Annotated in this window: 10 protein-coding genes; all 10 read right to left on the bottom strand. The window is 37.1% G+C overall.

Features of this window, described 5'->3' with window-relative positions:
* Positions 1-119: 119 nt before the first annotated feature.
* Positions 120-515 (bottom strand): type VI secretion system tube protein TssD, encoded by a 396-nt coding sequence (gene tssD, locus AC04QZ_RS11355; RefSeq protein WP_025141859.1) that lies wholly within the window; start codon positions 513-515, stop codon positions 120-122.
* Positions 516-911: 396 nt separating this feature from the next.
* Complete coding sequence (locus AC04QZ_RS11350; protein WP_478357850.1) at positions 912-1688, bottom strand: hypothetical protein; 777 nt, start codon at positions 1686-1688, stop codon at positions 912-914.
* A gap of 8 nt (positions 1689-1696) precedes the next feature.
* Positions 1697-2362 carry a hypothetical protein gene (locus AC04QZ_RS11345; RefSeq protein WP_478357849.1) on the bottom strand — a complete coding sequence of 222 codons (666 nt, stop codon included), beginning with the start codon at positions 2360-2362 and terminating at the stop codon, positions 1697-1699.
* A gap of 37 nt (positions 2363-2399) precedes the next feature.
* A complete protein-coding gene (locus AC04QZ_RS11340) occupies positions 2400-4661 on the bottom strand; it encodes a hypothetical protein (RefSeq protein WP_478357848.1) in 2262 nt (753 codons plus the stop codon).
* A gap of 1 nt (position 4662) precedes the next feature.
* Positions 4663-5133 (bottom strand): DUF4280 domain-containing protein, encoded by a 471-nt coding sequence (locus AC04QZ_RS11335; protein ID WP_478357847.1) that lies wholly within the window; start codon positions 5131-5133, stop codon positions 4663-4665.
* 4 nt (positions 5134-5137) lie between these two features.
* A complete protein-coding gene (locus tag AC04QZ_RS11330) occupies positions 5138-6139 on the bottom strand; it encodes a hypothetical protein (RefSeq protein ID WP_478357846.1) in 1002 nt (333 codons plus the stop codon).
* Positions 6140-6163: 24 nt separating this feature from the next.
* Positions 6164-7009, bottom strand: a complete 846-nt coding sequence (locus AC04QZ_RS11325) for a WG repeat-containing protein (RefSeq protein ID WP_478357845.1) — start codon at positions 7007-7009, stop codon at positions 6164-6166.
* A 51-nt stretch (positions 7010-7060) separates the two neighbouring features.
* On the bottom strand, positions 7061-7789 hold the full coding sequence (locus tag AC04QZ_RS11320; protein WP_478357844.1) for a DUF7738 domain-containing protein: 729 nt from the start codon (positions 7787-7789) through the stop codon (positions 7061-7063).
* 157 nt (positions 7790-7946) lie between these two features.
* On the bottom strand, positions 7947-10631 hold the full coding sequence (locus tag AC04QZ_RS11315) for an HET-C-related protein (RefSeq protein ID WP_478357843.1): 2685 nt from the start codon (positions 10629-10631) through the stop codon (positions 7947-7949).
* Positions 10632-10642: 11 nt separating this feature from the next.
* The gene (locus tag AC04QZ_RS11310; RefSeq protein WP_478357842.1) at positions 10643-12508 is read right to left on the bottom strand and encodes a type VI secretion system Vgr family protein; all 1866 of its coding nucleotides are present in this window, start codon (positions 12506-12508) and stop codon (positions 10643-10645) included.
* Positions 12509-12545 lie beyond the last annotated feature (37 nt).

Genomic DNA, 12545 nt, shown 5'->3' with positions numbered 1-12545 from the left:
TTAAATGTTTTGAAATGAATGAATTCTTGCGAGCCTGGAGCTTAGCGCATGGCGGTTGGCGAATAGCATAGGTGAGATATACACCTTACACCCTCTACCTTTCTACCTTCAACCTTTCTCTAAGCTTTTGGCCAGTCGTTAAGGTGCTCGGCGTTTCCTAATTTAAGCTTTCTTGCAGAAATCTGAAACTTAAGCGTCATCGGGTGATCGCCCACAATGTTGATTCCTTCGGAATACTTAACAATGTAGCCATCCTCGAAGTTAACTTCTTTCATTTTGGCATCTTCCTCTGTTTTCTTGATCAGAAGTGTTCCTGTAATGGGTTTGTACTGGTTGTTTACCATCGCCTCGATGATTGAGGTGTCTTCGGTTGATTCGATCTCAATGTCGATGGTACCGCCGTAAACTCCGGAAGAAGGTCTTCCCTTTGCATCTACATCGCGGTTTAACGCATAGGCACAATGAAGCACATCGTACTCCTTGCCCGAAAAATTTAATCTAGCTTTGAAAGCCATAGTTTTAAAATTTAAAGGTTAAAAATTTGATTTATCGTAGCCTCCGCTACATTAATTATAAACCAAATATTAAGCCAATTATTGCGTATGTAACTCATATATAACGACTAACACACACCATCAATTCTAAAATATCGTCCCATGACTATCAGAACGCAGATTTTGACAAGAAAAAAATTGTATTTTTTTTGAAATAATAGCACGTCTCATTCCCACTACACCACATAACTTAAAATACTGTAGCTTTTTTGGGCAAGATGTTACTTTTTGAAACGAAATTTAAGACAAATGGCGAAATGTAATTTTCACCATTTATTATATGTCTGAGTGTTTTGATTTAGTTGCTTTTGTTTTGCGATATTTAACAACACTAGCATATTTCAATAACCGCTCTATTTATCTAATTATTTCAAAATCGATTTTACCAGCTTGATGACAGATATAAATTGGCAATTCAAACTCATCGTTTGCTTCATTTTTATAGCTAATAATTGCCGAACCATCTGCACGTACTACTTCGAAAACGTTCTTGTTTCCATATAACCTTACATATGTATTGGATGGAAATGGTTGCAAGGTAAAATTTTCCTTATTTAGCTGCGTAAGTAAATTTTGCCAACCCTTTTTATTGTCATCATTTAAATAAAGGGATTTATCCACTTCTAAAAACTTTTTTTCAAACATATTAAATACAGCATCAGGATCGGTAATCATCTGCTGATGAACTTTTTTAAGGAAAGCCGTAGCCCTGACTTCAATTTCTTCTATTTCCTTTACGGTTTGCGAATTGCTCCATCCATCTAAACGGTAAGGCACCTCGGCTTTAAAGTTACCATACTCCTCAATGGCAATGCTTTGTATTTCTTTAAAGGATGGGGTTTCATATTTAAATACCTCAACAAGATTATCATAGTTGCCGCTGTTGGCATCAAATAAATTTATTTTAATTTTAAGGAAACTGTCTTTCCTTAAAACTGTTTCTCCTTTTAATGGCAGAATGCGAAAGGCTATTTTTTGAATACCAGAAGCCAATATTAACTGGTTAATCGGCACATGTGAATTTAATGATCCCCCATCAGTATTTCTGAAAGCGGGCATATCATTAATCAATATCTCAAAATTGCAGATTGACATATCAAAATCTACCAAATAGTAAGGCTCAACAAATCTCATTATCTTGTTTATTTTGCGTATTTACTTAAAATTGGATCATGTTCAGGGTTATGATATCCAAATATTATTTTATCATTTAACGCTTCTTTAGAAATAATAACCAAGGTGTTCGAAAAAGAATCTTTTGCCCTTACCAGCGTATATTGATAAATCAGGTTGCCCTTAACCCATACATTTTGATAGGGATAGGCAATCATTTCATCATCATACTCATCTTTAACTATTTTAACATCTCCTTTTAAACCTGTTTCAAGTAGCTTAACCTCAGCATTGTTTTTATCATAGGCCAGATTATCAAATGTTTGATCTGGTTTCCCCAGCATTTGTTTAAGGTGGTTAAATAAGTCGAATGTTTTGCTTTTATCTACAGAAAGTCTGGCAAAAGCCAATTTACCTTTATACGCTACCAATTTAGCACCAATGTTATCTAATGGTAAATTGTTAAAAGTTACCCTGGCAAGCTCCTCTGGGGTCCTCAGCGTATATTGCACACTACTTTCTACACCCGAAAGGGATAAACCAACATCACTGCCTGATTGGTTTAAAACCCAATGTCCCTTTTGGTTTTCTACCTTCGATATTTTTAATTTTTCCAGGTGAGGGTTATCATTAAAGTCTATCTTATCCAAATCGAGTGTTTGTGAATTACATCCTTCGAGAATGATCAAAGACATACATAGAGAAATTATTGTTCGCTTCATGTTATTTAATTTATTTATCGGCATAAGGCCCTAAAAGGTACCTTTTTTTAAAATCAGACTTATTTGGTTCAACAATTACATATTTACCTTCTTTAGAATAGGTTCTTTTAAAAATGCCAAATTTCACTGTACCTACCGCTACGTATTTTGCAATAATCCCACCAAATTCTAAAACGGGGTAGCCTAAAACCCCATCTTTGCTAATTTCTCCTTTTAACCCGCCAGAAATAAATGTGCTTACATCTGCGGTAAGGTAACCTTCAAAGCCTGCCATACCAAGATCGCCCTTAGCCCAGGCCTTAAATTCGATAGTTACCTGTATTTTTCCTATAATTTCTAATTCACCTTTGGTATCCTTTGGAGCTGCGGTATTACCTTGTATTTGTCCCTTAACATTTATGCTACCTGTAAATATTACGATAAAACTGATGCCAACATTGCCTTCAAGATGTTCTATCACAAAATTAATAATAGTACCCGCTCCCGGACATATTGCATTAGGACCATATTCTCTAAAAATCTTCCAAAGGTTTATTTTCCCTTCGGCCTCAACCAATGGTTTTGATTCGACACCTAATGTTATATTGGTGCCTAAATCTGGTTTGCCTTCTAGCTTTTCAGCATACCAACTCAATGAAGCTGCAATTACAGGCGCTTTAATTTCAAAGCTCAGTTTACCACCATTAACTGGAGATCTTGCAATCACATCAGTAGCGGCCTTCATTTTGTTGAAGATTTTTAACGTTTTTGCTATTTTCTCCCCCCACTCCTTACCAACTTCGAGCTTTTGCTTGTCAGTATTCCATTTGGCCTCCAGCGACATCTCAAAAGACTGGGCCATTTCTCCATCTTCTCTTGAAAATGTACGATCCATTTCGGAAAGTAGTACAGTTCGTGCACCGGTATTGATATCATATGGATGGAGTTGATTGCCAGCTGTATATGCAAAGGCAATTTTGTGGTTCCATTTAAATTCTAGTGTCCATTTAATATCTGGATAAACATTCACTATAACTGTAGGTCTGGTTGGTTCGTCATAATAGCGGCAACTATTAATGTAATACCAAAACTGATTGGGTGTGGTTTTACTTGGCCAGATGTATTGTAGCGGAAGAAGATTAAATTTAGATAAATCTGAATATACTTTTTCTTTAACCGTGCTTTGTCCTTTAATTACTATTGATTTATCATCTTTTCCAAGTTCCTGACCAACGTTCCTAAAGATTACATTTTTTCCAAGGTGCTTTTTCGATCCGCATTTCTGCGTATTAAATCCCCCTATATCTACAATGACATCTTTACCTACTGTACGATCTGGTGCTACCGTATTGTAGCTTATTGCCCCACTACCCTTTGAATTGGCTGCACCTTCCTTAAATACGTTGGTAATGTCTGATTTAGCTTTACCATCCTTAATCTCTACTTCGCTAACATCAATTTTATTAAATTTACATTGCTCGTATTTGATGGGATTAGGTTGTGCCTGGCCAACCTTGGCCACCTTATTGTTTCTGGCCCCATCAATTACTGTGGTAACTGGCTCATTTCTGACTTTCAGATATACGGCATGCAATTCTTGTCCCAAACTATCTTTTATGTATTGATTGGTTGCCGCGTCCTTCACCATTACATAAAAATCTTCGTCTGTTTTAATGTTTTTAACGAGGGCCATCCAACTGAAAGTATTCCTAATTTCTAAATTAACTTCGCCATCTATACAATCTACATTAGTATAGGTGCCTACAACATAATCCTTTCTTTTTAAGCCGATCCTATTGTAAACATCGATGATTAATTTTTTATGACTTAAGCCTTCTGTTTGTAAATTTAAATGAACAACATGCCCGTACTTGATAATGCCTGCCTGGTTTTTGATGTTTCCGCCACCAGCCTGCGTACTCCATTTAGAAGACACAATCAGCGGTGTGCATAAACCCCGCACTTGTAATCCCGTTTCTGCTTTATCTCTGTTACCCGTTAAACTTGCTTCGATATAATAGGTAAGATTTCCACATAACTTTTTGGGAATAACAAAGTTTAAATTTTGATTGGGCGCGGCAAGAATCTGATTCAATATTGTTTTCCTATCGGCAGTCTGGATAATCCAAGTAATATCTTTCCTTTTATCTGCAGCTGTCGTATCAGGATACCATTCTGAAACAGCAAAAACTACCCCCTGATCTGGTTTTACTACATACAAACTATTGGGCCTGCTCGATTTAGGATAATAAAGGCCACGTATACAACTAATTCTTTTAATTCCTCTAGCCATATTAGTTGGTTATAGTTACTACAATTCCTTCACCAGCAGATGATTGATTACTAACACCTGCGGGGTTTAATACCTGCTGAACATTTGGATCTGCCTTTTTCATATTTTGAGCACTAACATCCGCCTGTTGACCATGTTTTAGCACTTTTATGCAATCTTTTCCGCCAACCGGGCAGGTTGCTTTACTATCTTCTAATAACAGATTGCCACCGTGCGTTAATGTGACTTTATCATAAAAAGCACTCCATTCGGTAATTACTGCGGTACAGGGACTATTATTCTTCTTTGAGCAAGAACCAAAACAATTCTTTTGTAATGTAGAACCAATATCTTTGGTGCTTGCAATTAACTTTTTGGCGCCATCTTTATCATTGGCATATTCTTTTTTGTGCGTTAACACAACCAGGTTATCTGGAGCGGTGCCAAAATTGCACAGACATGTTGCTCCGTGAACGACCAAATGTTTTTCCATATGCTTAGCTCGTTGTATTCGTTTTTTTAAAAATAGATTTGAAAAAGTATCCAAAACCACTTCCATTACGGCTTTCGGTTTTATCCAAAAACATGAGATTGTTACCTAGGTTATCATTAATCCCATCAGCATCAATTGGCTCGTCGAACATATTGAAAACACGTAATGTTATCGATTTTTGTTGACCATCGCTCCAGCTCCAATTGGCAACAATTGCATCGATTGACTTTGTTTCTTTCTGAAGTACAATATCGGCTTCATAAATAGCTTCAACAGGAATACCTTCTCCATCTTCACCATCGCTAAAAAGATTTAGCTCTGTTCGGTCTATCTTTCCCTTATGGTGTATTTCTATCGCATTGTAATGATTCAGAAAAGGATCTATATTTTCGATAACATCAAAGTGCTCTGGGGTGGTATTTGGTGAAAGTGAAAAACGTCTGACATTTTTTACCTCACGCCCCTCGCCATAGGATTTATAAATCGGCGCAAAAAAAGTGTTAATAAACCAGTCGTTCCTGAAACAGATATCAAGTGCAAAGTCATCATTGATCATCAGCTCTGTTTGAGCTAAATATTTTTCAGTTTCTTCGCCGGTGAAATACTCCATCACTTTTTCTTTGGTTTCAACCCACCTTTTTTTTATTTCATCATGATTAAAAATCCCGATAAATGTCCCATCAAATCCGACCTGAACCAGTAAGGGATAAAAAACTTTTCCCGTTTCGTAAGCCAGTTGATCAGATGTGCTTTCAGGTGCTAAATCGTTAATATAAACAGGGCTTAATCGTTCTAAACTGAAAATCCTTACCTGCTCATCTACCAATGTTTTCACATAAGTTACCATCATTTCATATTTCATGGTGGTCACCAGGCCAGCAGTTGTAAACGAAATCAAAACCCCATACGATCGGCTGAAATGCGGTGGCCTAAGTTTTAATAAAACCAGGTTTGGGCACCCGATTAATTGGGTCTTTTGTTCATGGATTCCTGCTTGATCAATCATAAAAACTTGTTTGACGAACTTGAGTTAGTACATTTTTCTCTTTTTTATAAATCTTCCATCAGTATGATACAAAAACTCATATTGCGGTTGTGCATCAATGCGCGCCTTAATAATGGTTTCGCCAGATACTTCCTCTTCGTCTAAATAATCATAACTAAGAGGGATAATAATTTTTCCAGCTATATCGATTTTTCCAACTTTGCCTTTATTTCTTACTTCTACGGTACCATTATTAAAATTTCTTGCATAATCGTAAGTTGGTGGAATAATGAATTGGCCTTTTTTATTAATAAACCCCCATTTTTTATTCACCTCTACCGCTGCATATTCCTGACCATCCTTTTGGACGCCTGAAAAAGAATTTACATGATCGAATTTAAAATCGATTACCACATTTTCTTTTAAATCTATGAATCCGTATTTTCCGTTCTTTTTAGCGGCAGCAATTCCATCTATAAACATCTCCAAATCTTCATATACCAAAGGGATTTTAACTTTATTTTGTAAATCAACATACCCGTATTTATTGTTTTTAGCGACCATAAGGAGTCCGTCCTCATAATTGCCTACACCAATAAATTCGTAACCAAGCTTAACATCCAATATGAATTCGCCCTTTAAGTTCACTAAACCAACTCTTTCTTCTTCGGTATTGGGTTCACCTATAGATACTATGCCCAATGGTAAAAAATTACATTTAATTGCAGCCGAATATATTGCGGGAACAATAATTTTATGTTCACTATTCATGTAGCCAACTTTGCCAGTAACAGGCGATCTAAATGGGTACAATCTGTCATCTTCTCCCTGTGCGTAGGCAAATAAGCATACCGTTAATAAAAAAATAGTAAAAGTGATTTTGTTTTTCATAAAACACGCATTACCTCATGTATTCTATTTTTACTCCAGCTATATACCCTGTTACTTCCTTAACTCATAATAGGTTTCCATTTCACTTTTTGATAAATTGGAAACCTCTATATATTCCAACTTGTAATCAGTAAAATAGAGAACAATGTGATATAATTTACCGTCGCATTCTTTATCAGTAATCTGAAAATACTCTCCGTTGTCTCCTTTGGTAGTCAAAGTTTCGTCCTTGGCATTCACATTCCGATCCCAAAAAGTAAAATTATCGAGCTTTTTGGTTTGTTCGCGGTATGCATTTATAGTCTGTAAATCCATATCGCCCTTTACCGGAGCGCCCTGTACGTTTACCACTCCCTGATAAGTTTTAAATGGATAAAAGAAATTCTTGGGATCCTGATCCTCTTTTATCTTTTTTATTTCATCTTCGGTTAAAACAGTCGTTATTGTCGGATCGTCACTTTTTTTTCGTAGATCCTTTTCCTCCTCACTCCATGGCCTCCAATCTCTGGCAAAATTGAGTTTGCCAGCTTTTCCATCTGGAGAATCGAGGTTGGTAAAAAAGATATAGAAATAAGAAACTTCATCTAGCACACTCAGCCCTAGCCCAAGCTCATCAAAAACTCCAATTTTTTCCCGACTACTTTTTTGCCCCAATACTTTCTCCCACTCTTTGAAAGTTTTACCAAAAGGTAATCTTTTCCCCTTATACAGTATTCCGCAATCATCAATGGTAATCAGGGCATCTTTTAAATCTACAGGCGTTACTTCTTTTTTTTGCATTTGCTGACAACTGGTAAATAGGATGGTACATAACAATAGGGTTATGATTGGTTGTTTTTTCATCATGTAAATTATTTAGTTAATGAAGCTCAGCCTAACCCGTGCTAGCTTCACAATTTTCATACACTCTTTGATCAATAGATATTATTTATTCATTTCAGTCAAGGGTCATATGTTTTATTTTTTCGATGGTGTTTTCCATTTTTTTTCGTTGTTCTAACAACCAATCGTTACTTCTCTTCAAAGTAGGATTTTTGTTGATCTTATCGACCATTTGATCGTTCATTTCAGTTACTCCCCTCACAATGGTTTTTTTCACTTCTACTGCTTGTTTGCGTGTATAACCACCAGGATTTTTTTTAAATGCTTCGAACTCTCTTTTGGCATTCTGATAAGTTTGTTCAACATCTGCTCCAAACTTTTTGACATCTCTAATTACCCCTGGAGCATGCTCATGATAAACAGTAGGAAATTGAAGGTGTTTAATAACTGGTGCATTTTTAATGATCCAAGCCCTTAACATACCATCTACTTTTGTGATCCATTCGTTTTGCACCATAGCCGGATGTACAAAATAAGTATCCGCTACATAGTTGGCCAACGTTTCTCCGCTGGTACCACTTTTATATCTTGTTCCTACATCTCTTACCGCCATAATGGCCAACTCTGCGGCTAATTTGTGTAATGGATGATGTGGATCATCTTTGGCAATCTGCGTATGCGTAGGGTTATCGCCATAACCTTGAGGCAGCGACTGGATAATCTTAATTCCATCATCAGTAATATCTAAAAAAATATTAAAAGAGATATTCATTACAAAGGCAAGGCTATTCCCCATACTGTTCATTTGCTTATCAATAATAGTCATGCCTTTGCCCCAAACCGTATTTTTATTCTTCTCCATAAAGTCGGCTTTCCAATCAACGAAGTTTAGCCATTGGTTTAAGCTCTTTAAAATGGTACTTATGGCCATGCCTTTATAGGTTGCATTATTTTGAGTATGATCGCCTTTTTGAGATTTAGATAAATTGGTAAGCATAGTTAGCATAAAGCCTTCTGCAAAAGTACGTTCTCCTTTTTTTCTTGTTTCATAAGGCCTGGGCTTAATCGGAAACATGGCCTCAGCCATTTTTGGTGCCACGCTGGCCACCGTATCATCTAGTAAGAAAATACCAGTAACAATCGGGATTTCTTTAGCTGGCCTTCCTTGTTTTTTTTCTACCCATGGATATACCATTTTTGCACCATTTTTAATCAGGGCAACTTCCAAAAAATTAGAATGTGAAAAATAATCCTCCAAAACATGTAGTGCAGCACCAAAATGCATAAAACCTTCATTGTTTTTCCCTTTCCGGCTAGCCAGTATTAATTGCTGTTTCATATAGGTAACAGCAGAAGGATTTATGGCGTTCGATTTTTCTGAAGCATAACCCTTTCCATGGATATACATCTTCATGTTGCGTACAGGATCGATTGGGCTGGAACTACTTTGGCCGTAAAACAATTTTTTCTCGATACTCCCTTCTGGTGTTTGGTATGTAAATGCAACAGTTTTGCCGGTGGCCATATCAAGCGTTTTACTCTCATCAGGAAGTTTAAACGCATTATCAATATGTTCTTCTGGCCGATAAACACCTAAAACATCTTTGGAAAGTTGTTTAAATTTTTTCCTAAAGGTATTGAGGTGTGCCTGGTAATTTTCGGTTACCGGCTTTTTGGTTCTTTTCGCTTCTTCTACAGCCACATCATATACAAATTCCTTTGCAGCAAAAATTTCCAATAACTCTACCCATCCTTGATGCGACATTTTAAGGTTATTATTCTGAACAACTTTCTTGCTCGCCTGGCTTGCTGCTCCAGATGAATTAATGGTTGCAGCAACAATCATCTGCGAGTAATCACGCAGCCAATTGCCATAATAGATCTGTAAAACCTGATCTTTCTCAAAGATCTTTGGTGATTTAGAAAATAGTGCTTCCATCTCTATAGTGCCATGGCCATAACCATGTGCTGCATCTAGAAAACCAGCGCCAAAATATTCTACATCTGCCAAGGGGATACCATCGTACTGTTGCTCTTCGTTTACAAAAGCTTTAAGCTGTTCATGTTCCTTAGCAAAGTCAACAACCAGTTTTCCATTAAACTCAGGTGTTTCTGCTTCGGCATAAGTGATGCTACTTTCTTCAAATATGTTAAAGGTGAAAAAGTTATAAGCAAACCTGGCCCCTTCGTCGATAATATCATCATCAGCAATTGGTTCAGGACTAAAGTCTGTTCTCAATAAATTATCAATGTGGTGACCATACTCTTCTACCAGTGCGGCAAAAAGTACTGTTTTGCCATCGTTGCTCGCCACAGCCTCTTTTAAAACATTTTCCGAAACCAGAATTTGTTTTCGTTTATTGCTATATGCTGCTTTATGCCCCCCAACTGCACCTTTTACCACAATTATCTCGGGAGCCTGAAAACTTCTATCACTTAATGCCCGGTATAGTTTACTATAGGCCTCGGGTTTAATGTCGTGGCCGAAAAGATAGAGCGCCCAGTACATAAACATTTTCTCGCCCATTTCGTCGGCTAAAATGCAAAGCTGATCGTGTGCATAAGTACTTTTTAATTTATACTCACTTTTTTCTATCACCAGATCGGATGGCGCATATTTATTGTATTTTATTCCCTCTTCACCATTTATATGGATTGTTTTATGGCTTATGAACGATAAGTCGTCATTTTTAGCTTCGATATTTACCTTATTGGCAATTTCTATTAAACTTCCGGTATTTACAGTATAATCGCCGGTGGAAGTAATGAAAATATTTTTTGCTCTTTTTGTAATGGCCATAAATAATTTCTTTAGAAAGAGATCGATTTTTCTGCACTATTATGCTCTACAGTCTGTTTGCTCTGCAAAGTCATTTTATCGTTTTCACTAAAAATGCTGATTCCATTATTCGCAAGTGTTTCCATGTTATCAGATTGCCTGCGGATCTCCTGATCTGCAAATTCCATTCGTTTATCAGAACTTTCCTTAATATCTCCCGTGGCTACGATTTGCATATCACGACCAGCAATCTGACTAATGTTGTTTCCGGCATCTATAGAAATATTTTCACCTGCGCTTTCAGCAATATTTTTACCTACTTTGGTATTCATATTCTCCTGCACATTAATCTGCATATTTTTACAGTTTAACGTCATGTTTTCTAGTGCTGTTATCGTAATATTATTACCCTTGGTATCAATATGGATAATATTTTCGTGTATGTCGGTAATTTTGATGCCCTGTGTATTCGGATCGTCATCAAACTCAACAAGGTGGCCGCTTCTGGTAATGATACTCTTTAAATGGTTTTTAATCAAAGGGCTGCTATCTACACTGGCACTGTGGTAAACACTTCCCATTACCACCGGCCTGGCAATATTTCCTTCTTCAAAAGCGATCATCACCTGATCATCAATTTCGGGTATGGCAAAATAGCCACGGTTGTTTCCTCTATCGCCTATACCTGCACTTGGTGTAACTACGCGTAGCCACTCTGTAACATCGTTGGTTAAGCACTCCCATTTAAACTTCACTTTAATACGGCCCTGGCCTTTTGGATCGTTATTATCGATTACATCGGCAAGCTGCATATCTGGTTGTGGTTTTTCGAAGTTTTTTACCAGTATCCTTTCTGTGGTCGATATTTTCCCCTCAAAGGTGTTATGGTATTTGCCATTTTCATCGATATGATGTTTTATACTGGTAATCAGGAATTTGCCTAAACTTTCTGATGTAAAAGCCAGTTCTTTGCGTAAACTCATGGTGATTTCGGCAATCCCACCAATGCTTAAACCCGCATTATCTCCTTTAGCAGTTACCTTTAACAGCTCGCTTACATTTGCTTTTTCCTGATTTTCTACATGATTTGAAATATCGCTATTGTTATCAACCCGGATGGCTGAAGGCTGATTAAATGTTTTACTAAAAGTAAGGTTCGAGGCTTTAACGGCATGTGATAAATCGGGTGTACCATCAACACTTCCTGTACTTTCACTCTGCAGCATCTCATCCTGTTTAGGATTATAAGAGAAGCGTTTATTTTTAATCGGTGCAATTTCCATTGCATATTGCATTTCCTGAACGTCTCTGCCGTAAAATAAAGCTATTTCTTTTTGCGTGTTGGGTTTTCCAAAATTAAGCTGCTTACCATCATAGAAAAACCACTCGTGGTATTCGGCCGAAAGCCGGTTCAAAAAAGCAAAATCGCTTTCTCTATATTGAATAATGTAATCGATTGATGAGGTTCTGGCTGCATTTGCCACAACCTTTAAATCATTGGCAGGAGTATCTTTTGTGGCCAGTTTTACGATCTCATTTAAATCTTTATCCAAATAAGACCCAAGATCTGGCCCACGGTCAATCAAAATCGTTGGGCTATAGCCACTTACAATTAAAACCCCATGGTAACCATGGCTTTGAGACAGTTCTACTTTCGAAACCAGTCCAACAAAATTTTGCATGCCTTCTGGCGAATGACCAAAAGATGCGGTTAAGGTTTTGCCTACAAAATCCCGGCTATCCTCTAAACTGATCAGTCCCGGTGCGCCCATTTGATCGTGGTTAAAACGCAGCTCGAAATAATGATGTTCGTTAAAAGCCTGCTGAAGGCTAAAGGAAGCAAAATGAGTAATTCCCTTATCCTCTATATTGATTTCTGCTATGAGTTTCTTTTCCATATTGATTAATCTTGATCACAACAATTGCCCTTAGCTA

This window comes from Pedobacter folensis, assembly GCF_056490665.1.
This window is presented reverse-complemented; position numbering and strand designations above follow the sequence as displayed.

Coding starts and splice junctions, on each gene's coding strand:
- tssD (WP_025141859.1), bottom strand. CDS start 515: ATGGCTTTCAAAGCTAGATTAAATTTTTCGGGCAAGGAGTACGATGTG.
- AC04QZ_RS11350 (WP_478357850.1), bottom strand. CDS start 1,688: ATGAGATTTGTTGAGCCTTACTATTTGGTAGATTTTGATATGTCAATC.
- AC04QZ_RS11345 (WP_478357849.1), bottom strand. CDS start 2,362: ATGTCTTTGATCATTCTCGAAGGATGTAATTCACAAACACTCGATTTG.
- AC04QZ_RS11340 (WP_478357848.1), bottom strand. CDS start 4,661: ATGGCTAGAGGAATTAAAAGAATTAGTTGTATACGTGGCCTTTATTAT.
- AC04QZ_RS11335 (WP_478357847.1), bottom strand. CDS start 5,133: ATGGAAAAACATTTGGTCGTTCACGGAGCAACATGTCTGTGCAATTTT.
- AC04QZ_RS11330 (WP_478357846.1), bottom strand. CDS start 6,139: ATGATTGATCAAGCAGGAATCCATGAACAAAAGACCCAATTAATCGGG.
- AC04QZ_RS11325 (WP_478357845.1), bottom strand. CDS start 7,009: ATGAAAAACAAAATCACTTTTACTATTTTTTTATTAACGGTATGCTTA.
- AC04QZ_RS11320 (WP_478357844.1), bottom strand. CDS start 7,789: ATGCAAAAAAAAGAAGTAACGCCTGTAGATTTAAAAGATGCCCTGATT.
- AC04QZ_RS11315 (WP_478357843.1), bottom strand. CDS start 10,631: ATGGCCATTACAAAAAGAGCAAAAAATATTTTCATTACTTCCACCGGC.
- AC04QZ_RS11310 (WP_478357842.1), bottom strand. CDS start 12,508: ATGGAAAAGAAACTCATAGCAGAAATCAATATAGAGGATAAGGGAATT.